The sequence below is a fragment of the Arthrobacter sp. P4_F11 genome (assembly GCF_056401395.1).
The window spans coordinates 39,144-64,540 of the sequence record NZ_JBFUJK010000005.1 but is presented as its reverse complement, the minus strand read 5'-3'; the positions used below and the strand labels follow the sequence as shown (position 1 = coordinate 64,540).

General features: G+C 68.1%; 22 protein-coding genes. 15 read left to right on the top strand and 7 right to left on the bottom strand.

What is annotated here, in order from left to right:
* The 3 genes from AC1DRO_RS07405 to glyA form a co-directional block, all read right to left on the bottom strand.
* On the bottom strand, positions 1-978 hold the full coding sequence (locus AC1DRO_RS07405; RefSeq protein WP_043436284.1) for an ABC transporter ATP-binding protein: 978 nt from the start codon (positions 976-978) through the stop codon (positions 1-3).
* A 153-nt stretch (positions 979-1,131) separates the two neighbouring features.
* Positions 1,132-2,082 carry a bifunctional methylenetetrahydrofolate dehydrogenase/methenyltetrahydrofolate cyclohydrolase gene (locus AC1DRO_RS07400; protein WP_476950369.1) on the bottom strand — a complete coding sequence of 317 codons (951 nt, stop codon included), beginning with the start codon at positions 2,080-2,082 and terminating at the stop codon, positions 1,132-1,134.
* A 3-nt stretch (positions 2,083-2,085) separates the two neighbouring features.
* The gene (gene glyA, locus AC1DRO_RS07395) at positions 2,086-3,384 is read right to left on the bottom strand and encodes a serine hydroxymethyltransferase (RefSeq protein WP_459384157.1); all 1,299 of its coding nucleotides are present in this window, start codon (positions 3,382-3,384) and stop codon (positions 2,086-2,088) included.
* Positions 3,385-3,697: 313 nt separating this feature from the next.
* Here glyA and purU point away from each other — a divergent pair, with 313 nt between their 5' ends.
* Genes purU through AC1DRO_RS07380 form a run of 3 tightly spaced genes read left to right on the top strand, consistent with a single transcriptional unit; the run spans position 3,698 to position 5,577 of the window.
* Positions 3,698-4,558 (top strand): formyltetrahydrofolate deformylase, encoded by an 861-nt coding sequence (purU, locus tag AC1DRO_RS07390; protein ID WP_028277327.1) that lies wholly within the window; start codon positions 3,698-3,700, stop codon positions 4,556-4,558.
* A gap of 21 nt (positions 4,559-4,579) precedes the next feature.
* On the top strand, positions 4,580-5,023 hold the full coding sequence (locus tag AC1DRO_RS07385; protein WP_476950368.1) for a class I SAM-dependent methyltransferase: 444 nt from the start codon (positions 4,580-4,582) through the stop codon (positions 5,021-5,023).
* A 32-nt stretch (positions 5,024-5,055) separates the two neighbouring features.
* Positions 5,056-5,577, top strand: a complete 522-nt coding sequence (locus tag AC1DRO_RS07380; RefSeq protein WP_028277325.1) for a gamma carbonic anhydrase family protein — start codon at positions 5,056-5,058, stop codon at positions 5,575-5,577.
* 27 nt (positions 5,578-5,604) lie between these two features.
* Here AC1DRO_RS07380 and AC1DRO_RS07375 read toward each other — a convergent pair whose 3' ends face one another.
* Both AC1DRO_RS07375 and AC1DRO_RS07370 read right to left on the bottom strand, forming a co-directional pair.
* Positions 5,605-7,302 carry a flavin monoamine oxidase family protein gene (locus AC1DRO_RS07375; protein ID WP_476950367.1) on the bottom strand — a complete coding sequence of 566 codons (1,698 nt, stop codon included), beginning with the start codon at positions 7,300-7,302 and terminating at the stop codon, positions 5,605-5,607.
* Positions 7,299-8,837, bottom strand: a complete 1,539-nt coding sequence (locus tag AC1DRO_RS07370; protein ID WP_476950366.1) for an amino acid permease — start codon at positions 8,835-8,837, stop codon at positions 7,299-7,301. Before AC1DRO_RS07370 ends, AC1DRO_RS07375 begins: the two co-directional genes overlap by 4 nt.
* Positions 8,838-8,948: 111 nt before the next feature.
* On the opposite strand from AC1DRO_RS07370, the gene AC1DRO_RS07365 reads away from it, so the two are divergent.
* Positions 8,949-10,739: a PucR family transcriptional regulator gene (locus AC1DRO_RS07365; protein WP_476950365.1), complete on the top strand. Its 1,791-nt coding sequence runs from the start codon at positions 8,949-8,951 to the stop codon at positions 10,737-10,739.
* Here the strand turns inward: AC1DRO_RS07365 and AC1DRO_RS07360 are convergent.
* Positions 10,718-11,506: a nitrilase-related carbon-nitrogen hydrolase gene (locus AC1DRO_RS07360; protein WP_476950474.1), complete on the bottom strand. Its 789-nt coding sequence runs from the start codon at positions 11,504-11,506 to the stop codon at positions 10,718-10,720. The two genes, AC1DRO_RS07365 and AC1DRO_RS07360, sit on opposite strands and share 22 nt — an antisense overlap.
* 259 nt (positions 11,507-11,765) lie before the next feature.
* Between AC1DRO_RS07360 and AC1DRO_RS07355 the strand changes: the two genes are divergently transcribed.
* The 4 genes from AC1DRO_RS07355 (at position 11,766) to AC1DRO_RS07340 (ending at position 17,127) form a co-directional block, all read left to right on the top strand.
* The gene (locus tag AC1DRO_RS07355) at positions 11,766-12,956 is read left to right on the top strand and encodes an ROK family transcriptional regulator (protein WP_028277321.1); all 1,191 of its coding nucleotides are present in this window, start codon (positions 11,766-11,768) and stop codon (positions 12,954-12,956) included.
* Positions 12,957-13,087: 131 nt separating this feature from the next.
* Complete coding sequence (gene mmsA, locus AC1DRO_RS07350; protein ID WP_476950364.1) at positions 13,088-14,644, top strand: multiple monosaccharide ABC transporter ATP-binding protein; 1,557 nt, start codon at positions 13,088-13,090, stop codon at positions 14,642-14,644.
* A 54-nt stretch (positions 14,645-14,698) separates the two neighbouring features.
* Complete coding sequence (mmsB, locus tag AC1DRO_RS07345; RefSeq protein WP_476950363.1) at positions 14,699-15,967, top strand: multiple monosaccharide ABC transporter permease; 1,269 nt, start codon at positions 14,699-14,701, stop codon at positions 15,965-15,967.
* A 56-nt stretch (positions 15,968-16,023) separates the two neighbouring features.
* Positions 16,024-17,127: a substrate-binding domain-containing protein gene (locus AC1DRO_RS07340; RefSeq protein WP_476950362.1), complete on the top strand. Its 1,104-nt coding sequence runs from the start codon at positions 16,024-16,026 to the stop codon at positions 17,125-17,127.
* Between the two features lie 21 nt (positions 17,128-17,148).
* Here AC1DRO_RS07340 and AC1DRO_RS07335 read toward each other — a convergent pair whose 3' ends face one another.
* Positions 17,149-17,322: a hypothetical protein gene (locus AC1DRO_RS07335; protein ID WP_476950361.1), complete on the bottom strand. Its 174-nt coding sequence runs from the start codon at positions 17,320-17,322 to the stop codon at positions 17,149-17,151.
* Positions 17,323-17,445: 123 nt separating this feature from the next.
* Between AC1DRO_RS07335 and AC1DRO_RS07330 the strand changes: the two genes are divergently transcribed.
* The 7 genes from AC1DRO_RS07330 to AC1DRO_RS07300 all read left to right on the top strand — a co-directional run bounded on the left by AC1DRO_RS07330 (position 17,446) and on the right by AC1DRO_RS07300 (position 25,336).
* A complete protein-coding gene (locus tag AC1DRO_RS07330; RefSeq protein ID WP_476950360.1) occupies positions 17,446-18,894 on the top strand; it encodes an ABC transporter permease in 1,449 nt (482 codons plus the stop codon).
* Positions 18,895-18,896: 2 nt separating this feature from the next.
* A complete protein-coding gene (locus tag AC1DRO_RS07325; RefSeq protein ID WP_476950359.1) occupies positions 18,897-19,604 on the top strand; it encodes an ABC transporter ATP-binding protein in 708 nt (235 codons plus the stop codon).
* A gap of 248 nt (positions 19,605-19,852) precedes the next feature.
* On the top strand, positions 19,853-20,923 hold the full coding sequence (locus AC1DRO_RS07320) for a Gfo/Idh/MocA family protein (protein WP_476950358.1): 1,071 nt from the start codon (positions 19,853-19,855) through the stop codon (positions 20,921-20,923).
* A gap of 152 nt (positions 20,924-21,075) precedes the next feature.
* A complete protein-coding gene (locus AC1DRO_RS07315) occupies positions 21,076-22,332 on the top strand; it encodes a hypothetical protein (protein WP_476950357.1) in 1,257 nt (418 codons plus the stop codon).
* Positions 22,333-22,767: 435 nt separating this feature from the next.
* On the top strand, positions 22,768-23,994 hold the full coding sequence (locus tag AC1DRO_RS07310) for a serine/threonine-protein kinase (RefSeq protein WP_476950473.1): 1,227 nt from the start codon (positions 22,768-22,770) through the stop codon (positions 23,992-23,994).
* Positions 23,991-24,533 carry a mucin-associated surface protein gene (locus tag AC1DRO_RS07305; protein ID WP_476950356.1) on the top strand — a complete coding sequence of 181 codons (543 nt, stop codon included), beginning with the start codon at positions 23,991-23,993 and terminating at the stop codon, positions 24,531-24,533. Before AC1DRO_RS07310 ends, AC1DRO_RS07305 begins: the two co-directional genes overlap by 4 nt.
* A gap of 158 nt (positions 24,534-24,691) precedes the next feature.
* Positions 24,692-25,336 (top strand): SRPBCC family protein, encoded by a 645-nt coding sequence (locus AC1DRO_RS07300; protein WP_476950355.1) that lies wholly within the window; start codon positions 24,692-24,694, stop codon positions 25,334-25,336.
* Positions 25,337-25,397: the final 61 nt, after the last annotated feature.

Here is a 25,397-nt window from a genome sequence, read left to right as displayed (position 1 = left end):
TTAGTCAACGAGGCTCCTGCCGGTCAGGCGCAGGAAGACGTCTTCGAGTGAGGAGCGGCGGACCAGTGAGGTGACCGGACGCAGGCCGCGGGCGGTGACCTGCTCCAGGGCGGCCTCGCCGTCGTGGGCGTAGATAAGCACCCGGTCCGGCAGGGTTTCCACGCGTTCGCCGATGCCGCCGAGCTCCGCGCCGACGCTCGCGTTGCGTTCCGAGCCGAAGCGCAGTTCCAGGACCTCGCGGGTGGAGTATTCGCGGATCAGGCTGGCCGGCGATCCCTCGGCCATGATCCTGCCCTTGTCCACCACAATCAGCCGGTCGCACAGCTGCTCGGCCTCGTCCATGTAGTGCGTGGTGAGGATCAGGGTGACGCCCTGTTCCTTGAGCCGGAACAGCCGGTCCCAGAGGATGTGCCGGGCCTGCGGGTCAAGGCCGGTCGTCGGCTCGTCCAGCAGCAGGATCCGGGGCTCGTTGATGAGCGAGCGGGCGATTGTCAGGCGCCGCTTCATGCCGCCGGAGAGGGCATCGACCTTGGAGTTGGCCTTGTCGGTGAGCTGGGCGAATTCCAGCAGCTCGTCGGCCTTGGGTTTGAGGTAGCTCATGGGCAGGCCGAAATAGCGGCCGTAGACCAGCAGGTTGTCCCGGACTTTCAGTTCCTCGTCCAGGTTGTCCTGCTGCGGCACGACGCCGAGGTGGGCGCGGACCTCCGGCCCGTGCTGCTCGGGGTCCAGGCCCATGATGTTCAGGCTGCCGGAGGTGCGCTGCGAGACCCCGCCGATCATCTTCATCGTGGTGGACTTGCCGGCGCCGTTGGGGCCCAGCAGGCCGAACGCTTCCCCGGCGGGAACGCGGAAGGAGATGCCGTCGACGGCGGTGACGTCGCCGTAACGTTTGGTCAGGTTCTCGGCAGTGATGACGTATGGGAGAGCGGCGTCGGAGGGGCTGCTCGCGCGTGATTCTTTAGAGGCAAGTTCGGACACCCGCACCACGGTAGTGGATCCCCGCAAACTATGAAAGAGTCTTTTCGTAAAAACTCCTGACGTATCCGTTCCGTTATGCCGGCCGGCGGTAGAACGTGCGGAATCCTGCGGTGGTTGGGCCCGCCGAAAGCCGGCCCAACCACCGCGGGAGCCTTAGTCGCGCCCCGGGCGGCGTTCCTCTGCCCAGCGGTTTTTCTCTGCCCATTGGCGTTCCGCGGTTTCCACCACGTTGGCGAGCAGCATGGCGCGGGTCATGGGCCCCACTCCCCCGGGGTTCGGCGAGAGCCAGGCGGCGACGTCGGCCGCAGCGGGGTCCACGTCGCCGGTGACCACTGCCTTGCCGCTGCCGTCATCGACCCGGCTGACACCGACGTCGAGCACGATCGCCCCGGGCTTGAGGTCCGCGGCCTTGATCATGTGCGGCTGCCCGGCGGCGGCAATTACGACGTCGGCCTGCCGCAGTTCCGCCGGCAGGTCCACCGTTCCGGTGTGCGCCAGGATGACCGTGGCATTGACGTCCTTCCGGGTCAGCAGCAGACCCACGGGACGGCCGATGGTGACGCCGCGGCCCACCACGAGGACGCGCTTGCCGTTCAGGTCGATCCCATGCCGGGTCAGCAGCTCCACGCAGCCCTTGGGCGTGCACGGCAGCGGGGATTTCATGGGGCCGCTGACGTTGGCCACGAGCCGGCCCAGGTTCATCGGGTGCAGGCCGTCGGCGTCCTTCTCGGGATCCATGGCCTCCAGGATGACGTCCTGGTCGATGTGTTTGGGCAGGGGCAGCTGCACGATGTAGCCGGTGCATTCCGGGTTTTCGTTGAGCTCGCGGACCACGGCCAGGAGTTCGTCCTGGCTGGTCTCTTCCGGCAGGTCGCGGCGGATGGAGGTAATGCCCACCTCGGCGCAGTCCTTGTGTTTGCCGCCGACGTACCAGGTGCTGCCGGGATCGGAGCCCACCAGGATGGTGCCCAGCCCGGGCGTGATGCCCTGGGCCTTGAGCACTGCCACGCGCTCGGTCAGCTCGGCCTTGATGGCGGCGGCGGTGGCCTTGCCGTCAAGGATCCGTGCAGTTTCAGCCGTTTTTGCGGTGTGCGAAGAAGTCATGGCCTACCACTGCTCGTGCTGCGGGTACAGCGGGAAATCGGCGGCGAGCTTGTCCACGCGGGCCTGCAGGGGTTCGATCTCCGTGGCAGCTCCGGACTTCAGCGCCGTGGCGATGATGTCCGCCACCTCGGTGAATTCCTCGGCGCCGAAGCCGCGGGTGGCCAGGGCCGGTGTGCCGATGCGCAGGCCGGAGGTGACCATCGGCGGGCGGGGATCGAACGGCACGGCGTTGCGGTTGACGGTGATGCCGATCGAGTGCAGGAGGTCCTCGGCCTGCTGGCCGTCCAGCTGGGAGTTGCGCAGGTCCACCAGGACCAGGTGCACGTCGGTGCCCCCGGTCAGGACCGAGACGCCCGCACCGGCGACGTCGGCCTGGCCGAGGCGCTCGGCGATGATCTTGGCGCCTTCGAGCACACGTTCCTGGCGCTCCTTGAATTCCTCCGTGCCGGCGATCTTGAAGGCCACGGCCTTCGCCGCGATCACGTGCATGAGCGGGCCGCCCTGCTGGCCGGGGAACACGGCGGAGTTAAGCTTCTTGGCCCACTCCTGCTTGGCCAGGATCACGCCGGAGCGCGGACCGGACAGCGTCTTGTGCACGGTGGAGGTCACGACGTCGGAGTACGGGACCGGGCTCGGGTGCAGCCCAGCGGCGACCAGGCCGGCGAAGTGCGCCATGTCGGTCCAGAGCAGGGCGCCGACCTCGTCGGCGATCGAACGGAAGGCCGCGAAATCGAGGTGCCGCGGGTAAGCGGACCAGCCGGCGATGATCACCTGGGGCTTTTCGGCGATGGCCTGCTCGCGCAGCTTGTCCATGTCGATCCGGAAGTCATCTTCCTCGACCTGGTAGGCGGCGACGTTGTAGAGCTTCCCGGAGAAGTTCAGCTTCATGCCGTGGGTGAGGTGCCCGCCGTGGGCCAGGGACAGGCCCAGGATCTTATCGCCCGGGGTGATCATGGCGGCGAGCGCGGCGGCGTTGGCCTGCGCGCCGGAGTGCGGCTGCACGTTGGCGTATTCGGCGCCGAACAGTTCCTTGACGCGGTCGATCGCGAGCTGCTCGGCGACGTCGACGTATTCACACCCGCCGTAGTAGCGGCGTCCCGGGTAGCCCTCGGCGTACTTGTTGGTCAGGACGGAGCCCTGGGCTTCCATCACGGCGCGCGGGGCGAAGTTCTCGGAAGCGATCATTTCCAGGGTGCCGCGCTGGCGGCCAAGTTCCTGGGCCAGGACGGCGGCGATTTCAGGGTCGAGTTCGGCCAGCGGCTGGTTGCTCACGGCGGCTGAGGTGGCGGTGGTAGTAGTCACGAGGAACTCCTGGTTGGCAACGGGTACGGCTATTGGTCAGGCTACCGGCTGGCCCGTTGCGCCGCCCCTTGATTACGGGCCCCTTAACAGCGGGCCGCGACAGCGGCGGCCGGCACCCCGTGCGGGCACCAGCAACGGTGCGGCAGCGGTGATGCTGCCGACCGGTAAGACATGACCCTCGGCCCAGGCGTACGATCCGTGGTCTTCGTGAGTGCCGCTCCCTGATGGTTAGCCATCCAACGCCAGTTGCGACGGGTTAACACTACCAAAACCCTTTCAAAACTGCCCTTGAAGCGCAGGTAGGCTGTTCCTCGTGACTGATGAGAACCTGACTGCCTCCTACATCCTGACTCTTTCCTGCCCTGACCGGCCTGGCATCGTGCACGCCGTCGCCGGGGCCCTCCTGGTGGCGGGCTGCAATATTACAGATTCCCAGCAGTACGGCAGCCAGGGAACGGGCACCTTCTTCATGCGGGTGGAGGCGACGACGGCGGCGGCCCAGGCGGAGCTGCAGGCGGCGCTGGAACCTGTGGCGCAGGCCTTCGGGATGCAGTGGAGCCTCAACCCGGCCGGCCGGAAGGTCCGCACCCTGCTGATGGCCAGCACGTCCGCCCACTGCCTCAATGACTTGCTGTTCCTGCAGCGCTCCGGAACCCTGCCGATCGACATTCCGGCCATCGTGTCCAACCACCGCGACCTCGAGGGTTTGGCGGAGTTCTACGGCATCCCGTTCCACCACATCCCGGTCACCCCGGACACCAAGATCCAGGCGGAGGACGCCCTCCGGGTCCTGATGAAGGAACACGACATCGAGCTCACCGTCCTGGCCCGGTACATGCAGATCATCTCGGACGAGCTCTGCACCGAACTGACGGGCAAGGCCATCAACATCCACCACTCGTTCCTGCCCTCCTTCAAGGGTGCCAAGCCCTACCACCAGGCGCATGCCCGCGGCGTGAAGCTCATCGGCGCCACGGCGCACTACGTCACGGCGGCCCTGGATGAGGGGCCCATCATCGAGCAGGAAGTCATCCGGGTGGACCACCGGCGCACCGCGGAGCAGTTCGTCCAGATGGGCCGCGATGTGGAGGGCCGGACCCTCGCCCAGGCCGTGCAGTGGCATGCCGAGCACCGCGTCCTGCTCGACGGCAACCGGACGGTTGTCTTTAACTAGAAGCGGTCATTAACTGGAGCTATGGAATCCTCCCGCAGGGACCGGCTCGAATCGTTTGTGGCGCTGTTGAAGAACGAGGGCCGGCACGGCGTGCTGGGCCTGGATTGCGGCCCGGGCGCCGACGGGCTGCACTTTGTGCAGTCCGGCATCCATTTCACCGGTGTCGACCAGTCCGAGGAGAACATCCACATCGCCCGATCCCACGGGCTGGAAGCCTCCGTGGCGGGACCGGTTTCCCTGCCGTTCGCCGATGCCGCGTTTGACTCGGTGTGGGCGGTAGACGCCCTGGCGGGCCTGCCCCCGGAACAGTGGGACGACGTCGTCCGCGAACTCGGGCGGGTGGCCGGACCGGGCGCGCCGATCGCCGTCGTACTCCCCGCACCCGACCCGCGCAGCTCAGGCGACCCGCGCACCTCAGGCGACCCGCGCGGCGAGGGCTTCACGGTGCTCCGCTCCCCCGCCTGACGGGGGGCGGCGGTGTGTCCTAGGCTGGAGGCATGGCTCCCCTCTACGCATTCGCCGGTACCACTCCGGCCGTCCATGACTCCGCCTTCGTCGCGCCCACGGCGTCCGTGATCGGCAACGCCACCCTGGCCGAGAACTCGAGCGCCTTCTACGGTGTCAGTGTCCGCGCCGATACCGCCGCCATCACCGTCGGCGCCGGCAGCAACCTGCAGGACAACGTGGTGCTGCACGCCGACCCCGGCTTCCCCTGCACCGTCGGTGCGCGGGTCAGCGTCGGCCACAGCGCCGTGGTCCACGGCTGCACCGTTGAGGACGACTGCCTGATCGGCATGAGCGCCACCATCCTCAACGGGGCCGTGATCGGCGCCGGGTCCCTCATCGCCGCCGGTGCCGTGGTGCTGGAGGGCACCGTTATCCCGCCCCGCTCGCTGGTGGCCGGCGTTCCGGCCAAGGTCCGGCGCGAGCTCAGCGACGAGGAGTTCGCCGGTGTCCAGCACAACGCCGCCCACTACCAGGAACTGGCACGCGCGCACCGCGAACTTCACAACGCCTGAGGAAACCAGCGCCGGGGCCGGCGCCGTTCAGTCCAGGGCGATCGGCCCGAGCTCGGAGAGCAGCTCGCCCGGTCCGGGATTCCCGGCGGGGGTGGAGCCACCGAGGTGGTTGACTACGCCCCAGACGGCGTTGAGCCCGGTGGTGACGGCTCCCTCGGCCCAGCCGGCGGTGAAGGAGACGTCGTCGCCGGCGAGGAAGATCCCGCGTTGTTCGGCCGGCAGCCCGTCCTGTTTGAAGTGCGTGAAGAGCCGCTGCTGGTAGCGGTAGTGTCCCGGCAGGTTGGCCTTGAAGGCGCCCATGAAGTTGGGGTCGGCCTCCCACGAGACGGTGATGGGCTGGCCCACGATGTGGCTGGCGATGTCCACCCCGGGGTAGATCTGCTCCAGCGAGTGCAACATGAGCTCCGCCCGTTCCTCCGCGGTGAGCGAGAGCCACTTCAGCGCGTCGTCGTTCCAGGTGTAGGACAGCAGGATCACGGCCGGCTGGTCCGGGCCGTTGTCCAGCAGGTAGGTGGCACGGTTCAGCCGGTCGGTCAGCGTCATGGACAGGACCTCGCGGCCGGTGGCCGGGTCGATGTCCTTCCAGAACGGCCGGTCCACCATGACGAAGGTTTTGGAGGACTGCATGTAGTGGGAGCGTTCGATCGCCGTCCACAGTTCGGCGGGGAACAGGGCCTCGTCCGTGTGGATCCGGGTCGAGAGCAGCCATGACTGGCAGGTGGTCACCACCGCCGGGTAGGCGGATTCGCGACCCCAGCGTTCCCGGATCCGGAAGTCCCCGCCGCCGTCGCGGGCGATGCGGTCCACGGCGCCGCGCGGCGCGCCTGCGTGCAGCGACGCCAGCGAGGTGCCGTCCGGCCAGTGGGCCATACCCGAAGGCGCGTGCTCCCACAGTGCCTCGGGGAGCCGCTGCGCGCCGCCGTCGATGAGCCGGTGCCGGTCATCGGCGTCGGTGTAGACCACGCGAAGGATTTCGAGGATCGAGTTGGGGAAGTCGGTGTCCCAGCCGCCGGTGCCGAATCCCACCTGCCCGAAGGCCTCGCGGTGGGCGAATCCGGCTTCCTTGAAGGAGTCGCTGCCGGCGATGAAGCCGTAGAACGTCTGCTCGTCCAGCTGCGGGAGCAGCGCGTTCCAGAGTTCCTTGATCCGGGCTGTGTCCCGGGCGCGGATGGCGTCCTGCATCTCGGCGAACCCGGCGCCGTCGTTCACGGCGGCTTTCCACGCGTCTGCCACCTCACGGAAGAACGGCGGCAGGTCTGCCGCGGTCTCGGCATAGTATTTCTGGCCAGCGAGCTCGATCACCGTGCTGGAGGTCGCCGGCGCCAGCGGATTGGGGAAGGCCCGGGTCTGCAGCCCGAGCAGGTCCACGTAGTGGTAGAAGGCCTTGCCGGATTCGGGGAAACGCATTCCGCCGAGGTCTGCCACGATGCCCGGCGCGGACGGGAAACTGGCGGTCCGCAGCCGGCCGCCGATCCTGTCGGCCTCGTAGACCACGGGCCGCAGGCCGAGCTTCATGAGCTCATACGCGGTCACCAGTCCGGACAGTCCGGCACCGACGACGGCGACCTCGGTCCCGTAGAGCTCGGGCGGCACCGATCCCAGGCCCTCCGGGTGGGCGAGGTAGTGGTCGTAGCTGAACGGGAAGTCCGGATTCAGCATGGTGACGGGCGCCGCGCCCGCCTCAGCAGCGGGTTCGGGAGCCGGAAGTTCGGTGGCGATGGTCATGAGATCTCTGCCTTCAGTTCCTCGTGTGTGGTGGTGTTGTCAGGGTGGCGGCTTGATAGGTCAAGGTAGTCCTCGTGGCTCAGCGCAGCCACCCTGGAGTTCTTCCGGCCGTAGCCGAAGTAGGCGGCACAGCCAACGAGCATCCAGGCACCGAACACAGCCCAGGTCTCGGCGCCGAGGTTGGCCATCAGGTAGGCGCACATGAGGGCGCCGAGAACCGGTGTCAGCGGAAAGAGCGGGACGCGGAAGCTGCGCGTGAGTTCGGGCCGGGTCCGCCGCAGGTAAATGACTGCCACGTTGACCAGGGCGAAGGCGAACAGGGTACCGATGCTGGTCGCGTCCGCGAGGGCACCGAGCGGCACCAGGCCGGCGGTCAGTGCGACGGCGGTGCCCACGATCAGGGTTCCGGCAGCCGGCGTGCCGGTCCGGGCCGAGATCCGGCCGAAGACCTTGGGCACCAGGCCGTCGCGCGACATCGAAAGCAGGATCCGGGTCTGCCCGTACAGCACGGTCAGCACGATGCTGGCGATGGCGAGCACGGCGCCGACGGCGAACACCACGCCAACCCAGGGCTGGCCGGTGATTTCCTCAAGGATCTTCACGAGGGCCGCCTCGGTACCGTCGAACCAGCCCCAGGGGCGCGCGCCGATGGCGGCGACGGCCACAAGCACATAGATGCTGGTGACGATCAGCATGGAGAGCAGGATGGCCCGCGGGAGGTCGCGCTTGGGATTCCGGGCCTCCTCGCCGGCCGTGGAGGCTGCATCGAAGCCGATGTAGGAGAAGAAGACCCGGGAGGCTGCGGCCGAGACGCCGGCGGCGCCCATCGGCATGAGGGGTTCGAAGTGTCCGCCGTTGAAGGCGGTGAAGGCCACGGCGCAGAAGAACAGCAGGATGCCGACTTTGACCAGGACGATCGCCGTGTTGATCCAGGCGCTCTCCTTGGCGCCGCGGACCAACAGCACGGTGGCCAGGGCGACAATCACGATTGCGGGCACGTTCAGCACGCCGCCGGCTCCCGGCGGTTGCGAGATGGCGTCCGGGAGTTCCAGGCCGAAGACCGCCAGGGCCTCGTTGACGTACTGGCCCGCACCGACCGCGACGGCGGCCACGGAGACGGCGTATTCGAGCACCAGGCACCAGCCGCAGATCCAGGCCATGCCCTCGCCCATGGTGGCATAGGTGTAGGAGTAGCTGGAACCGGCGGCAGGGACCAGGCCGGCCATTTCCGCGTAGGACACGGCGGAGAGCAGGGCGGCGAAGCCGGCGATGGCGAAGGAGATCCAGATGGCCGGGCCGGCGAGCGGTACCGACTGGCCCAGGATGACCAGGATTCCGGTGCCCAGGGTGGCGCCGACGCTGATCATGGTCAGCTGCAGGACACCGAAGCTGCGGACCAGCCGCGTGCCGCCGTGTCCGGTCTCGGCCTCGCGGACCAGCTGTCCGATCGGCTTGCGGCGCAGGAGCTGGGCGGTGAGCCCGGGACGGGAGGCTTCCGCCGGCGGGCGTTCGCCGATCAGAGTTGGCACAGTCATCGTTGACGTCCTTATCTTCAGTAGTGGTCGGTTTCCCGAACCAACCCTAGGCGTGTGAGCCACCTCTCAAGGTTGTGCAAAATGACCTGTAGTCTTCACTCATGAGACTTAATGCACTTGGACCCCGCCGGCCAGGCGGCCGGCACGGGGGCCGCGGCCGTGGCTGCTGAGGACCCGGAGCGGCTCGGCTTCGTCACGCTGGCGCAGTTCCTGGGCCAGTTGTCCGCACTGGCCGTCGTGCACGACGGCGGCAACGGCCAGGAGCGCCTGCGCTGGGTGGAGCCCAGCGAACTGGAAGATCCCACCCCCTACCTGCTCGACGGCGAGTTCCTGCTCACGGCCGGCCTGCCGTTCGTGGGCGGGGGCGGCAGCGAGGATGCGGTGGACGCTTACGTGCGGCGCCTGGTCCAGGCCCGCGTGGGCGCCCTGGGCTTTGGGCTGGAGCCGTATTTCGACGCCGTGCCCGATCCCGTGGTGCGGGCCTGCAGGCAGCACAACCTGACCCTGGTCGCCATCCCGGAGAGCCTCCCGTTCGCCGCGCTGGGACTGGAATTCTCCCGGCTCCTCGAGTCAGACAACGCCAAGACCTTCCGCCAGCTGGCCGACACCAGCCGGCAGCTCATGCGCGCGGTCTTGTCCGCGCGCCCCGAGCACGAACTCCTCGCGGCCCTGGTCCAGCGCGTCCCGGTTTGGGCCGTGCTGGTCGGCGCCGACGGGCGGGTGCGCGCCCGCGGTTCGGGCCCCTCCCCCGGCCCGCAGGCCGCCGGCGCCGCTGCCGGCACCGTGCCGGGCGTTGACTCCGCCGACCTGCAGCCGCTGCTGGCCAGGCTGCTCGCCGGCAGCGGTCCGCGGGTGGAGATGGATTCGTTCGATGCCGTGGGCTCGTCCCTGGTCTTCGGGTATCCGCTGCGCAGCACCCGGGACGCCAACCTCGGCGCGCTCATCCTCGGCACGGACGCCCCGCTGACCCCGGCCCAGAACAGCGTTGTCTCCACCGCGGTCGGGCTGCTGGAACTGCTGGTCCGCCAGCGCATCAGCGGCTCCCTGGCCCCGAGCCAGCTGGCCACGGCGCTGCTGCTGCACCCGGAGAGCGTGGCCTCAGGATCCGCACGGCATGTCAACGGGTTCAAGGACCTGCTGGCCCAAAGCATCTCCTCCACCCGGTCCGGCCAGCTGCGGGTCGTACAGGGTCTCCGGATTGACGCCGCCCCGGACAGCGCCCGGACCCCGGGCGGCTCCCGGACCCCGGGCGGACCGGGCGAGGCTCCGGTGCGGGCGCTGCTGGAGTGGCGGCGGCTGTTCGACACCAAACTGGTGGAGCTCACCGAGTACGGCTTTGCCGCCATCACCCGGTTAAAGGTCGACGACGCCCTGCTCGCAGAAGTCGAGCGGCTCGGCTGGCGCCTTGTGATCGGCAGCGGCACCGATTTCGCGAACCTGCCGGAGGCCTACCGGCACGCCGCTTCACTGCGCAACCGCGTTCTCACGAGCCGCCGGAGCGTCCGGGCGGACGACGTGACGTGGTCGGTGGCCGGCCTGCTGGGACCGGCTGCCGGCACCCTGCTGGCGGGCCATCTGCTGGCACCCCTGCTCGCCCTCGAGCCGGAGCGCCGCGACAGCCTGCTCGGCATCCTGCGGGCCTGGCTGGGCGAAAACGGAAGCTGGGACGCCACAGCAAAGGCCACGGGACTGCATCGAAACAGCGTCCGCCGGCAGATCGGCATCATCGCTGAGCTGCTGGGCCTTGATCTCAACCAGGCCCAGGCGCGCGCGGAACTCTGGATCGCCCTGCAGTACCAGGCCGAGCCTGATCCGCCCACCCCGGCCGCCCCAGCAACGTCCGGCGCACCGGCCACCGCAGGTCAGGCGTCCGCCGCCGGTCAGACTTCCCAGGAGCGGTAGATCTCCGGGCGGCGGTCGCGCAGGTAGTCCACGGCGTCCTCGATGCCGTCTGCCGCGGCGCGGCCGGGCTCACCCAGCTCGGCAAACAACAGTTCCGGCCCCGCTCCGGCCGCGGCCAGGACCGAGCCGTCCGGGCCCGCGACGACGCTGCCGCCGCGGAAGTCGCAATCATCCTCCGAACCGGTGTGATTGGCGTAGGCGACCGTCAGCTGGTTCTCCAGGGCGCGGGCCCGGATCAGCACCTGCGGCACGACGTCGAATCCGCCGGCGAGTGCCGTCGGCACCAGCAGCAGGTCCGCGCCGCGCAGGGCGGCAGCCCGCGCCGACTCGGGAAACTCAATGTCGTAGCAGATGACCAGCGCCGTTTTGTGCCCGTGGAAATCCACGACGCCGGGGGCAGCCGCGGCGGGCGTAAACGCCGCCCGCTCGTCCGGGCCGAACAGGTGCACCTTGTCGTAACTGAGCAGCTCGTCGCCCGCCTCGTCGACCAGGGTGGCGGAAATATGCCACCCGCCGGCCGGTGTCACCGCGGGCAGGCTGTAGACCAGGGCGATGGTGTTGCGCCGCGCGATGCCGGCCAGGACTTCCCGGAGCGCGGGCAACCTGCCGGGATCGAACGCCTCCCGCAGCCGGCGCGGCGCGTAGCCCACGGGGAAGAGTTCCGGGGTCACCAGCAGCTGCGCACCCGCGGCGGACGCATTGCGCGCCGCGACCTCCACCGCGGCGCAGTTCGCCTCGATGTCCAGCACGGCGGAGTTCGCCTGCATCAGGGCCAGCAGCACCGTTACCACCTCACGTTTCCGGACGCCTCCGCTGGTCGCGGCGGGCTCTCCCGACCAGAGTAGCCGCGGCCCGGAACGCGGGGTGTGGTGCAATTCCACCCGGACAGCGTGCCAGCGGGGCAGAACGTCCTTGCCGCGGAGACGGCGGCTACTGACCGCTCTCTCCCCGGCATTCGACCGGCGCGGCCGTTATCGTTGCGTTAACTTCTTGACTACAAGGCGCGAATGCGTCACGCTTCATAGCATGCCCTCACCAACGCGCTCAACGAGGAGCCGAACCAAGAACCCCGGATCGCAGTCCGCCCTCCGGCATTTGAACCAGCAGCGGATCATCGAATGCCTCCTCGCGGGCCCATCTACGCAGGCGGAACTGGCCCGCCAGACCGGGCTTTCGACAGCCACGGTCTCGAACATCGTAAAAATCATGCAGGACGCTGGGCTGGCCTCGACTGAACCGATCACCAGTTCCGGGCGGCGCGCCCTGAACGTCCGGCTCAACAGCAACGGGGCCGTCGCCGTCGGAATCGACTTCGGCCGGCGCCACCTGCGCGTCGTGCTGGCCTCGCTGAGTTACCACGTGATCGCCGAAGAGTCTGTCCTGCTGCCCCTTGGCCACCACGCCGAGGAAGGCATCCAGGCCGCCGTCGGCGTGCTGGACCGGCTGCTCACGGACAGTGGTGTGGAACGCAGCGCCCTGGTGGGTGCCGGCGTCGGAATTCCCGGCCCGATCGACCGCCGCACCGGCACCGTGGCGCAAGGCGCGATCCTGCCCGAATGGGTGGGCATCAACATCCTCAAACGCCTCGAAGAAGCGCTGGAACTCCCCGTCTTCGTGGACAACGACGCCAACCTGGGCGCCCTCTCCGAGGTCACCTGGGGGCCGCACAGCGGCATCAGCAACCTGATGTTCCTCAAGATCGGTTCGGGCATCGGCGCGGGGCTGATCCTCAACGGCGTCCCGTACTACGGCAACGTGGGCATCACCGGCGAAATCGGCCATGCCACCATCCACGAGCACGGGCTGATCTGCCGCTGCGGGAACCGCGGCTGCCTGGAAACCATCGCCTCCACCACCACCATGATCGAACTCCTGAGCCGCGGCGAGGACCGGCCACTCTCGCCCGGGGACATCGTTCGCAAGGCCCTGGAGAAGGACTCCGCCACGCTCCGTGTCGTGGACGACGCCGGGCTCGCCGTCGGGCGCGCGCTGGGCAACGTGGCGAACCTGATCAACCCCGAGGTCATTGTCGTCGGCGGCCCGCTGGCGGGCCTTGGCCAGCTGCTGCTGGACCCGATCCGGCGCGGCCTGATCCGCCACGCGGTGCCGGTCATAGGCGAGACAACCACCCTCACGATGTCGTCCCTGGGCGACCGGGCCGAGGCCCTCGGGGCCACGGCTTTGGTCTTCCAGCACGCCGGAATCCGGCGAAACTAACCATTTCGTTATGTGGCTGTTGCGTTAAAGACTTGACGACAAGGGCTGTGATCCAGTTTACTTTTCCATCAGACGGCCCTGCGGTTTGCAGGGGCGGACAACGAAGTCATGCATTGGAGGCGTAAGGGCAGATGACGTCCCTCAACACGCACAGTGATCCGCTAATCCTCGAGATGCGATCCATCACCAAGGAGTTCCCCGGCGTTAAAGCTTTGGCCGATGTGAGCCTGCGGGTGAAGGCCGGCGAGATCCACGCCATCTGCGGTGAGAACGGCGCCGGGAAATCGACCCTGATGAAGGTGCTCTCAGGCGTGTACCCCTACGGCACGTACACCGGGGACATCGTTTACCAGAACGAAGTCCAGGAGTTCAAGGACATCAGGGCCAGCGAGCACGCCGGCATCGTGATCATCCACCAGGAACTCGCGCTCATCCCCGAACTGTCGATCATGGAGAACATCTTCCTCGGCAACGAGCCCACCAAGCGCGGCGTGATCGACTGGGCCGAGGCCCGGACCCGGTCCACCGAACTGCTGGCCCGGGTGGGGCTGCGCGAGGACCCGGACACCCCCATCAAGGAGATCGGCGTCGGCAAGCAGCAGCTGGTCGAGATCGCCAAAGCCCTGAACAAGTCGGTCAAGCTCCTGATCCTGGACGAGCCCACGGCGGCGCTGAACGAGTCCGACTCCCAGCACCTGCTGGACCTCATGCTAGGCCTCAAGGGCCGCGGAATCACCTCGATCATCATTTCGCACAAGCTCAACGAGATCGAACAGATCGCCGATGAAATCACGATCATCCGCGACGGCAAGTCGATCGAGACCCTGAACGTCAAGGCCGACGGCGTCGACGAGGACCGCATCATCAAGGGCATGGTGGGCCGGACCCTGGAATCCCGGTTCCCGGACCACGAGCCGAAGATCGGCGATGTCCTCTTCGAGGTGAAGAACTGGAACGTCGGGCACCCGCAGATCCAGGACCGCCTGGTCTGCAAGAACTCCAGCTTTTTCGTCCGCCGCGGCGAGATCGTCGGGTTCGCGGGCCTGATGGGCGCCGGACGCACCGAACTGGCCCGGTCCGTGTTCGGGCGCTCGTACGGCCGCTTCATCTCGGGCCATGTCTACAAAGACGGCAAGGAACTGCAGCTCAAGAGCGTCCGCCAGGCGATCGACGCCGGTCTCGGCTACGTCACCGAGGACCGCAAGTCCCTGGGCCTGAACCTGCTGGACGACATCAAGGCCACCACGGTCTCGGCAAACCTGCGCAAGATCAGCAAGAACTTCGTGGTGGACGCCAACAAGGAATACGCCGTCGCGGAGGAATACCGGAAGTCGCTGCGGACCAAGACGCCCTCCGTGGAGGAAGGCGTCGCGAAGCTCTCCGGCGGCAACCAGCAGAAGGTCGTGCTGGCGAAATGGATGTTCACCGACCCGGACGTGCTGATCCTGGACGAACCCACCCGCGGGATCGATGTCGGGGCCAAGTACGAGATCTACGGCATCATCCAGAAGCTGGCCAACGAGGGCAAGGCCGTGATCGTCATTTCCTCGGAGCTGCCCGAGCTGCTGGGCCTCTCGGACCGGATCTACACGATTTTCGAAGGCGCCATCACCGGCGTCCTGAACAAGGACGAAGCCAGCCAGGAAAGCCTCATGAAACTCATGACGTCCGCCCGCAAGACCGCTTGACCCTTTGGGACAAACCAGAACAATCCGAACACCCCGGACACAAGGACTGAAACAATGAACGCGCTCAAGAAGCTCTTTGGCGGCAACACCCGCCAATTCGGCATGATCTTCGCCCTGGTTGCGCTGATCGTGTTCTTCGAGATTTTCACGGAGGGCCGCACGCTCACATCGGGCAACGTCATCAACCTCTTCAACGGCAACTCCTACATCTTGATCCTCGCCATCGGCATGGTGCTGGTCATCATCGCCGGGCACATCGACCTCTCGGTCGGTTCCGTCGCGGCCTTCGTGGGTGTCTGCGTGTCACTCTTCATCCGCGACTGGGGGCTGCCCTGGTACATCGGCGTCCTGATGGGGCTCGGGCTCGGCGTACTGATCGGGGCCTGGCAGGGATTCTGGGTGGCCTACGTCGGCATCCCCGCGTTCATCGTGACGCTGTCCGGCATGCTGATCTTCCGCGGCGCCAACCAGTTGGTCGGCAAGTCGAACACCATCCCGGTTCCCACGGATTTCCAGTACATCGGCTCCGGCTACCTGCCCGAGTTTGGACCGAATACCGGCTACAACAACCCCACCATGCTCATTGGCCTGCTCGGCGTCGCGTTCGTGATCTTCAGCGAGATCCGCTCCCGCCGCAACGCCAAGGCCCTCGGTGCCGAGGTTCCCGAAGCGTGGGTCATGGTCCTCAAACTGGTGCTGATCTCCGGCGCCATCCTCTACGCGACCTACCTCTTTGCCACCGGCCGGCCGGGCACCTCCTTCCCCGTGCCGGGCCTGATCCTGGCCGTCCTGGTCCTCGTGTACGGCTTCATCTCCTCCAAGACCGTAATCGGCCGCCACATCTACGCCGTCGGCGGCAACCGGCACGCCGCCGAGCTCTCCGGTGTCCAGTCCAAGAAGGTCAACTTCCTGGTCATGATGAACATGTCCTTCCTGGCCGGCCTCGCCGGCATGATTTTCGTCGGCCGCTCCACCGCCTCAGGCCCGTTCGACGGCGTCGGCTGGGAACTGGACGCCATCGCCGCCGTGTTCATTGGCGGCGCCGCGGTCACCGGTGGCGTGGGCACCGTGATCGGCTCGATCATCGGCGGCCTGGTCATGGCAGTCCTGAACAACGGCCTGCAGCTGCTCGGCGTCGGCGCCGACCTCACCCAGATCATCAAGGGCCTGGTGCTCCTGATCGCCGTCGCCTTCGACGTCTACAACAAGACCCAGGGCAAGAGGTCCGTCGTCGGGATGCTGATGAAGAACTTCAGCCGCAGTAACGAGATCAAGGCCGACGAGACAACCCAAACCACAGACGTCATCTCCAGGGGAGCCTGAGCGGCTCCCCAACCCCACAATTCTCCGCACACCACCAAAAGAAAGTGAACCAAGCAATGCGAATGATTGGTAAAGCAGGAAAGGCAGCAGCAATCGCTGCTATTGCGGCACTGGCGCTGACGGCCTGCGGCCGTTCCGACACCGGGACTACCGGCGGTTCGAGCTCCGGAGGCGAAGCATTCCCGAAGGGCTCGTCGATCGGCGTCGCGCTGCCCCAGAAGACCTCGGAAAACTGGGTTCTGGCGGAGCAGCTGTTCAACGACGGCCTCACCAAGGCCGGCTACAAGCCGGATGTGCAGTTCGCCAATGGCGGCGTTTCGGATCAGCAGAACCAGATTAGTGCCATGATCACCAAGGGCGACAAGCTCATCATCGTCGGTGCCATCGACGGTGCGCAGCTGGGCACCCAGCTCAAGCAGGCCAAGGATGCCGGCGCCACGATCATCGCGTATGACCGTCTGCTCCTGAACACCCCGGACGTGGACTACTACGTGGCCTACGACAACTTCAAGGTCGGTGAACTCCAGGGCCAGGCGCTGCTGGACGGCATGAAGGGCAAGAAGCCGGCAGGCCCGTACAACATCGAGCTCTTCGCAGGTTCCCCTGACGACGCCAACGCGAAGGTCTTCTTCGACGGCGCCATGAGCGTCCTGAAGCCGAAGATCGACGACGGCACCCTCAAGGTCCTCTCGGGCCAGACGAGCTTCGAACAGGCCGTTACCCAGGGCTGGAAGGCAGAGAACGCCCAGAAGCGCATGGACACCCTGCTCGCCGGAACGTACGGCAGCGCCCCGCTTGACGGCGTGCTGTCCCCGAACGACACCCTGGCCCGCGCGATCATCACCTCTGTCAAGGCCGCCGGCAAGCCGATCCCGGTTGTCACGGGTCAGGACTCCGAGGTTGAGTCGGTCAAGTCCATCATGGCGGGCGAGCAGTACTCCACCATCAACAAGGACACCAATGCGCTCGTTGACCACTCGATCACCATGGTCAACGACGTCCAGGCAGGCAAGACGCCGGAGATTAACGACGACAAGTCCTACAACAACGGAAACAAGGTTGTTCCCGCGTACTTGCTGAAGCCGGTCATCGTCACCAAGGACAACGTCCACACGGCGTACGAGAACGATCCGGTCCTCGGCCCGATCACCAAGCAGTAGTTCCCTATCTGGGCGACCGCTTCACCGGCCGCGCCAGAGTACAGAGCCCCGGCTCTCCCGCAAGGGAGGGCCGGGGCTCTTGCGTTGGCAGTGGTGCGTTGGCCGTGGTGCGCCGGCGGTGACCTTGGCAGTGATCTTGGCGGTGACTTTGGCGGTGACCTTGGCGGTGACCTTGCCTGCAGCAACCGGCTTCACAGCAGATCCATAGCTCCCGGGGGAGGTTCGCACAGCGGCCCGTACCACTGTGGGACCAGCGCCGGGCATCGGGCCCGGCAGGAGATACCCCCCCAAAGTCACTCAAGAAAAACTAGGAGCACCGTGAGCGTTCTTGCCCGGAGTGTAGGCAACGCCTTTCGAAACAAGGTCAGGACGGCCGCCGTGGTGGCGGTCCTGGCCGTAGCCATTGGACTTGCCCTGGCCATGCTCGTGGCCAACCAGGCCGTCACCGGCAAGGTTGCCGAGCTGAACGCCTCGGTGGGCACGGTCCTGACCGTGAACCCGGCCGGCGGCCAGGGGTTCGAGGGCGGCGGCGAGCCGCTGACATCCGCCCAGGCAGCCACGGCGGCGGCCGTCCCCAACGTCAGCAGCGTGGTCGGCACCAAGGCGCTGCGCCTGCGCAACGCCGCTGACATTGCCGCCGAGGCCGCGTCAGGACGGACAGGCCAAGGCGGCCCCGGCGGCCAGTCGGCCACCTCCGTCACCACGAGCCTCACGGCCGCCGTCGACGCCGGCACCCTCGGCAACCGTAACCAAGCCAGTACCGGCGCCTCCGGAAGCACCACCTCGGGCAGTACCGGCAGCACCGCGCAGGCGGCGCCGGCGTTCTCGCTGCCCATCACGGCAACCGGCATCGGCGCCGAGGTGGACTCCACCGGCAAGGCACTGCAGCTGACGCAGGGCACCGGCCTGGGCAACTACACCGCCGCGTCCACCGGCGCCCTGCTGGGCACCACCCTGGCCACCAAGAACAGCCTCAGCGTGGGCTCGACGTTCACCATCGGTGATAAAACCTTCACCGTCCAGGGGCTGTTCGACGCCGGGACCGCGTTCGGCAACAATGCGCTCTACGTGACGCTGCCGACCGCCCAGACCCTCGCCGGGCTGCCGGACGAACTCTCCACCATGATCGTCACGGTCAACAGCATGGAAAACGTCGACGCCGCCAAGACCGCCCTGCAGGCGGCCCTGGGCTCCGACAAGGCCGACGTCACCCAGGGCCAGCGGAACCTTGAGACCGCCGTCAGCTCGCTGGACAGCGTCAAGAACATTTCCTTCATCGCCTTCGTCGCGGCCCTTGGCACCGCCGGCCTGATCATCCTCCTGATCATGGTCATGCTGGTCCGCGAACGACGCCGCGAGATCGGTGTCCTGAAGGCCATCGGCGCTCCGAACCGCACCATCGGCCTGCAGTTTGTGCTGGAGGCACTCGTGCTGGTGGCCATGGGCAGCGTGGTGGGCGCCGCCGTCGCCTCCTTCGCCAGCGGCGGCATCGCCAGCGCCCTCATCAGTTCAAGCAGCAGCACGAGCGCGGCGGCCACCGGCCAGCGCGGCGGCGCTGGCGGCTTTCCCGGAGGCGGGTTCCCGGGCGGGGCGGGCGGACCGCTGGGCGGGGCAAGCCAGCTGCTGACCTCCGTGACGGCGAGCGCCTCCCCCGGCGTGATCGCCGCGGGCATCGCCGCAGTTTTCGGCGTCGCCATCATCGGCGCGCTCGTCCCGGCCCTGCTCACCGCCCGCATCCGTCCCATCGAAGTCCTCCGAGGAGAATAGCCATGATCGAAGTCAAGAACCTGGTCCGCACGTTCAAGTCCGGCGACCGGACCATCAAGCCGGTCAACGATGTCAGCTTCGAGCTCGAGCAGGGCACGCTGGCCTCGATCGTGGGCAAGAGCGGCAGCGGCAAGAGCACCCTGCTCTCCTTGCTCGGGGCGCTGGACAAGCCCACCAGCGGCGACGTGGTGGTCAACGGCGTGAGCCTGGCCAGCATGCCCGACGGGAAACTGACCAACTACAGGCGCCGGGACATCGGCTTCGTGTTCCAGCAGTTCAACCTGATCCCGAACCTCTCGGCCGTGGACAACGTGATGCTGCCGATGGAATTCGCCGGCGTGCGCAAGGCGGCGCGCGCCGAGCGGGCCCGGCAGCTGCTCGAACAGGTCCAGCTCGATCCGGACAAGCACGGGCGGCGCATCAACCGGCTCTCCGGCGGCGAGCAGCAGCGGGTGGCGATCGCCCGGGCGCTGGCGAACGAACCCAAACTGATCCTGGCCGATGAACCCACCGGCAACCTGGACGAGCAGACCGGCGAGCACATCATCGAGCTGCTCAGCACGCTCAGCCGGGACCACAACACCACCATCCTGGTGGTCACCCACGACCGTGCCCTGGCCAACAAGACGGACCGGCGCTTCCGGCTCCAGCAGGGCCGGCTCACGGAGGAAACGGCCCGGACCCGTGCGACGGCGGCCCTGCCCGGCTGAGGACCGGCCGGCTGCTGAACTCCAGCCGCGGCCGACCCCCTGAGGTCCGCGCGGCTGCGGGACTCCGGCGGCGGAGCTGCGGGGGATTCGGCGTGGGAGCTGCGGGCAGGCCTTGGGGGCTCGCCCGCGGCTCCGGCGTCGAGCCGCCGGGGCTGAACTTCGTGAGACTGGATCTCCGCGTCGAAACTCCGCCATGCCAGGGCCGTCAACACTGCGGCCCGCCCGCCCCTGGGTGAGAAGATGGCACCATGTCTGCCCTCATCGCAAAGCCGTGGCTCTTCAGCCAGCCGGACCAGGATCCCCGCACAGCCACCGGTGCCAGGCTGCGCTGGGGCGTCATCGCCACCGGCGGGATCGCCGCTTCGGTCACACGCGACCTTGGGCTGCTGGCGGATGCGGAACTGTACGCCGTCAGCTCCCGCACACAGGCGGCCGCGGACGCGTTCGCGGCCGACTACGGCTTTGTCCACGCCTACGGTGACCAGGACGGCGCCAGTGGCTACGCCCGCTTGCTCGCCAATGACGCCGTCGACGTCGTCTACGTTGCCACCCCGCACGCCCACCATCACAAGATAGCCCTCGCCGCCCTCAACGCCGGCAAGCACGTGCTGTGCGAGAAGGCCCTCACGATCAATGCCCGGGAAGCAGCCGAGTTGATCGCGGCGGCCCGGACCAACGGAGTCTTCCTGATGGAGGCGGTGTGGAGCCGGTTCCTGCCCAGCATGCAGCGGGCGTTCGAGATCGCTGCCTCGGGCGAGATCGGCGAGGTGAAATGGGTCGGCGCCGACCTCGGCTTTCCGGCACCGTACTCGCCCGGTTCCCGGCTTTGGGCACCCAAGGACGGTGGCGGCGCCCTGCTTGACATGACGGTCTATCCCCTGCTTTGGGCGCTCGGCACCCTGGGGTTCCCGCAAACGGTCAGCGCCACCGGCTGGCTGAACGACGACGGCGTCGATGCCCAGAATGCGTTGACGCTCGGTTACCACCACGGCGCCCAGGCCCAACTGACCTCGTCATTGATGGCCTTTGGCCCCCGCACGGCCACCGTCGCCGGCACCAAGGGCTACCTCCAGAGCCCGGGCTCCATCAACAACCCGAAGGAACTGCTGGTCCGGATCGGCTTCGAGGGGCCACGGACGGAGCGGTTCACGGTGGTGGGACGTGGCTACACTTACGAACTCCGGGAGGTCACGCGGTGCATCCAGCAGGGCCTCACCGAGAGCCCGGTCATGCCGCTGGAGGACTCCTTGAACACCATGCGGCTTTTCGACGGCGTACGCGCGCAGCTCGGCGTGAGCTACCCCAACGACGCCCACTAACCGCCTCCCACTTTCCACGCCCCAGGCAACGGACCCGGCGCATTCCAAGTGTCTCGGTATGCCTACAGTTTCGGCCCCGCTCTGGACTCTCCTGTTGGAGCCGACTTACCCTGTAGGCAATTGTCCAGTCTTCCGGGAGCGGGGGTGCGCGCATGGATCCTGCAGCAGCGTCCTCCCGCGCGGGCCGCACCGTGCGCCCCCTGCGCCCCTTGCGCCGCGTGCTTTTGGCCGCCGTCGCCGGCGCCGCGTGGCTGACACTGACCTGCACAGCCGCGCAGGCGGACGACGCCTGCGCGTTCTACGGGACGGCCGACGGCGCCGGGGAGAGCGCGGCCGCCGCCTCCTGTACGGACGCCGACGACCTCCCTGTTCCCTCCCTCGACGGCGTGGTTTCCGTGGACCTCCCCGCGGTCCCGGCGGCCACCTGGGCGGCGGGCGCTGTTCCGGGGCCGGTTGCAGCTTCCGCGGACGTCGTTCCTGCCGACCCGAACGGGCCCGCGGACACCGCCCCTGACCCGGCGGTTCCCGACGCGCCACCGCCCGCCCCTGGGCAGGCGGCACCGGACCCGGCACTCCCCTCCCCGGCGCTCCCTGACCCTTCGCTCCCTGCGCCGGCAGTCACCCCGCCCGCAACCGGGCCCGTGGTGGACCCTGCGAGTCCGGTTCCCGGTGTTGTTCCGCCGGTGGTGGACCCTGCGGTACCGGTTCCCGGCGTCGGTCCGCCGGTCGGCGACCCCGCGGCCCCGGCTCCGGATCCAGCAGCTCCGTTCCCGGGCGACCCCGCGGCCCCGGTTCCGGAGCCAGCAGCTCCGCTCCCCGGCGACCCGGCGGCCGGGCCACCAGACGGCGTCGTTCCAGGCGGCATCGGTCCGGGCGGCGACGTCGCGGCGGGATCGCCGGCGGGGACGCCGGCCGCCGTCGATGGCGAATCGGCACCCGCGGGCGCCGCAAAAGCAACGGCCGCCAACGCAGCCCCAGCTGAACTGCCGGCGCCTGCTCCCACCGGCACCGTGGCGGCCCGTTCCTTCCCGGCATCTCCTTCCCCGGGTGCCACGGTTGCTTATCCCGCCTTGCTGATCCCTGAACCCCGGGGCGCGGCAGCTGTCCAGTCCGGCGCTGCCCCGCCGGCCAAGGCCCCTGCCGGGACCGGTGAACCGCCGGCTCCCTCCGGCAACCCGGGTCCGGGCCCATGGCATGGCGGAACGGGACTGCCTGCGCCTGACGCACTCCCGCCGGCTCCGGGCTCGGGGTCCGGCAGCGGGCACTCCGGCGGCGGGCCTGCCGGAACGGCTGCGTGGATGCCCAGCCTGGTCTTCTACCTGCCCACCATCGGGGTCGACGCCATCGGCGGACCGCTCCAGCACGAGTACGCAGCCGTTACCGCTGATCCCGGTTCTTCTCCTGACTAGTCGGGCCGTCTCTGCCTCCACAGAGCACGGCCCGTCGGGCTGCCTTTGCCGCCCGCCAACAGTCACCCAGGAGAATCCCCCATGGACACGACCGTCCACCGCCGGGCTTCCGGCACCCCAATTCCCGCCGGCCTGACCCCCTCAGCGCCCGCCCACCCGGAGCGCTCCGGTCCGCAGCCGAGGCCCGGCTGCAAGCTCCGCCCGCCCTAGCGCATGCCACCGCTCCCATCACGGTCCTGTACCGCCGGAGCGAGGTCGTTGGGTCCGCTGGGGGACCCAACGGCATGCTCCGGCGGAGGGGCGTCCTCGGGGCGTCCGGTGAGGGAATACGCTTCGGCGCCGGGACCGGAGGTCCCCTCTGAACAGAAGTGGATACTAATTACCCTTATCATTCTTTAGGTGCGCCGTCTGTGCGCACACGGAAGATACGGGGACATCGTGAACAGTTCGCCCAACAGCATCACGGCGGAGCCCTTGGGCGGCCGCTACCAGCTGGGGGAGGTGATTGGCCGGGGCGGCATGGCGTCGGTCTACACGGCCAAGGACCTGAACCTTGGCCGGGACGTTGCCCTGAAACTCTTTGCACCGCAATCGGCGGATCCTGACGAGCTTCGCCGCCAGGAAGCGGAGATCGAGTTGCTGGCCACCCTGAATCATCCAAGCCTGGTGACGCTGTTCGACGCCGGGACGGACACCCGGATTCCCGATGAGCCCCGGCCCTTCCTGACCATGGAGCTCGTGGACGGCCAGGATCTGCGGACCCGGATCCGCCACAGCCCCCTCCCGCTGGCCGAGTTGGCCGTGGTCGGCGCCGGGATCGCCGATGCCCTCGCCTACGTCCACGGCCTCGGCATCGTCCACCGGGACATCAAGCCCGCCAACATCCTCCTGGTGCCGGTCCGGCCGGGAGAGCCGCTTCGGCCCAAGCTCACAGACTTCGGCATCGCCCGGATCATCGACGGGACCCGGCTGACGGCCACTGGAACCATGGTGGGAACCGCCGCCTACCTCAGTCCCGAACAGGCCCGCGGTGCCGACCTCGGTCCGGCGAGCGATATCTACTCGCTGGGCCTGGTCCTGCTCGAATGCCTCAAGGGCGAGGTGGAGTACCCGGGCAGCGCCGTCGAATCCGCCGTGGCCCGCCTGCACCGCGCCCCCGTCATTCCGGACGCCGTGCCCGAGGAGTGGGCCCGGCTCATCCAGGCCATGACCGTCCTGGACCCGTTGGACCGCCCCGCGGCCGCCGATCTCGAGGCAGCCTTCCGTGTGGCCCTCGTTTCCCCCGGATCGCTGCCGGGACCGGTCACAGCGGAACCCACCCGGGTCCTCCCGGCCCCGCCGGCCAGGCGGCCCCGCCCATCCAGGCCCGGAGTCGCAACGGCTGCGGCGTCGGGAACACGCCCCCTGAACTCGCTGGACCCGGATGCCCTGCCGCTGCGGCCGCGCCGCCGCTCCGTGTCGCGCGGGGCCGCATGGTTCCTCCGGGCCCGGCCGCGCACCCGCGTGGCCGTGCTGCTCGCCGCGCTGGCAGTCCTTGCCGTCGTGGCGACGATCGCGGTCGCCCTGTCCGCCCCCGCGGCGCCCGACGTCGTCCCCTACCCCACCGTCACCGGACCGCTCGGCGATCACCTGAGGGAACTGCAGAAGGGCGTGGAACCATGAGCGATTCGCGAACCGCCGGGCAAGACCGCGGCGGGGTGAGGTATCGGGTGTCCGCAAGCCTCCTCGCCGGACTGCTGGCCGCCGGGGCTTTGGCCGGCTGCGGCTCCCCCGCCCCCGAACTGGGCAGCGGCGCGGCCCGTCAACTTCAGTCCGAAGTCTTGGCTGTCAGCGAGGCTGCAGCCGCCAACGACCCGGAGGGTTCCCTGAAGCACCTTGACGAGCTGCTGACCCGGCTGGATGCCGTCGCCGCGAGCGGCGAGGTGTCCTTCAGACGCCACCAGAGCATCAAGTCATCGATTGACGCCGTCCGGGCGGACCTTACCGCGCAGCAGGCGGCCGAGGCGGCCCGGAAGGCTGCAGAAAAAGCAGCGGCTGACAAGGCGGCAGCCGACAAAGCAGCGGCTGAACAGGCTGCCGCGGCCCAGGCAGCAGCCCAGGTCGCTGCCCCGCGGACGGCCCCGACCGCCGTCGCCCCGGCCCCGGCCCCGGCCCCGGCCGGAAAGGGGAAGTCGAAGGACAAAGGGAAGGGTAAGGGCTAAGGCGCGCTGATTACCCTGCTGCCGGACGGGCTTCCACGACACCTGAGGCCGCGACCGGCATCGACCTGGCCGCAGACCGAACGCGGCGCCTCCGCCGCCACTATCGTCAGCCTGCTTACCATTTCAGCGGAAGCCCGCTAGCGTGGAGGAACGGCTTTATGCCGGTCAACGACAAGAATCGCGGACCGCGGTCCGCCAATCGAAGGAGTGACGCCTGCATGGCAACAGTTCAGGAATCCATCGAAGTCAATGTTCCGCTAAGCCAGGCCTACAACCAGTGGACGCAATTCGAGGAATTTCCGCACTTCATGAACGGCGTGGAATCGGTTAATCAGCTGGACGACACCACTGTGCATTTCAAGACCAGCATCGGTGGAGTCCGGCGTGAGTACGATGCGCGGATCACCGCGCAGGAACCGGACCAGCGCGTGTCGTGGGAGAGCCTTGATGAACCACGGAACGCCGGCACCGTCTGGTTCGATGATCTCGGCGAGGCCGCAACGAAGGTGAACGTCGAGCTGACCTGGGAGCCGGACTCGGCGGCGGAAAAGATCGGCGCGGCCATCGGCCTTGACTCCCGTCAGGTTGCTGCCGACCTGAAGAAATTCAAGCAGTTCATCGAAGAACGCGGGGCCGAGACGGGCGGATGGCGCGGACGTGTGGACGGAGTCGCCCCGGGCACCACCACCGCCGTGCCGCTCCAAGAAGAAGTGGGATATGGCGCGGAACCTGCCTTCGAGCGTGTGGACGCCGATCCCGACCTCGCCCCCGAGCCGCCTTTCGGCCACGACCAGCCGCGCTGACCGGACGTTCGCACTGATCTGGCTGGTTTGTTTACTCCGCCGGACGAACAGCGGAACGCCC

Coding starts and splice junctions, on each gene's coding strand:
- AC1DRO_RS07400 (WP_476950369.1), bottom strand. CDS start 2,082: ATGACTTCTTCGCACACCGCAAAAACGGCTGAAACTGCACGGATCCTT.
- AC1DRO_RS07385 (WP_476950368.1), top strand. CDS start 4,580: ATGGAATCCTCCCGCAGGGACCGGCTCGAATCGTTTGTGGCGCTGTTG.
- AC1DRO_RS07380 (WP_028277325.1), top strand. CDS start 5,056: ATGGCTCCCCTCTACGCATTCGCCGGTACCACTCCGGCCGTCCATGAC.
- AC1DRO_RS07375 (WP_476950367.1), bottom strand. CDS start 7,302: ATGACCATCGCCACCGAACTTCCGGCTCCCGAACCCGCTGCTGAGGCG.
- AC1DRO_RS07370 (WP_476950366.1), bottom strand. CDS start 8,837: ATGACTGTGCCAACTCTGATCGGCGAACGCCCGCCGGCGGAAGCCTCC.
- AC1DRO_RS07365 (WP_476950365.1), top strand. CDS start 8,949: ATGCACTTGGACCCCGCCGGCCAGGCGGCCGGCACGGGGGCCGCGGCC.
- AC1DRO_RS07360 (WP_476950474.1), bottom strand. CDS start 11,506: ATGCAGGCGAACTCCGCCGTGCTGGACATCGAGGCGAACTGCGCCGCG.
- AC1DRO_RS07355 (WP_028277321.1), top strand. CDS start 11,766: ATGCCCTCACCAACGCGCTCAACGAGGAGCCGAACCAAGAACCCCGGA.
- mmsA (WP_476950364.1), top strand. CDS start 13,088: ATGACGTCCCTCAACACGCACAGTGATCCGCTAATCCTCGAGATGCGA.
- mmsB (WP_476950363.1), top strand. CDS start 14,699: ATGAACGCGCTCAAGAAGCTCTTTGGCGGCAACACCCGCCAATTCGGC.
- AC1DRO_RS07340 (WP_476950362.1), top strand. CDS start 16,024: ATGCGAATGATTGGTAAAGCAGGAAAGGCAGCAGCAATCGCTGCTATT.
- AC1DRO_RS07325 (WP_476950359.1), top strand. CDS start 18,897: ATGATCGAAGTCAAGAACCTGGTCCGCACGTTCAAGTCCGGCGACCGG.
- AC1DRO_RS07320 (WP_476950358.1), top strand. CDS start 19,853: ATGTCTGCCCTCATCGCAAAGCCGTGGCTCTTCAGCCAGCCGGACCAG.
- AC1DRO_RS07315 (WP_476950357.1), top strand. CDS start 21,076: ATGGATCCTGCAGCAGCGTCCTCCCGCGCGGGCCGCACCGTGCGCCCC.
- AC1DRO_RS07305 (WP_476950356.1), top strand. CDS start 23,991: ATGAGCGATTCGCGAACCGCCGGGCAAGACCGCGGCGGGGTGAGGTAT.
- AC1DRO_RS07300 (WP_476950355.1), top strand. CDS start 24,692: ATGCCGGTCAACGACAAGAATCGCGGACCGCGGTCCGCCAATCGAAGG.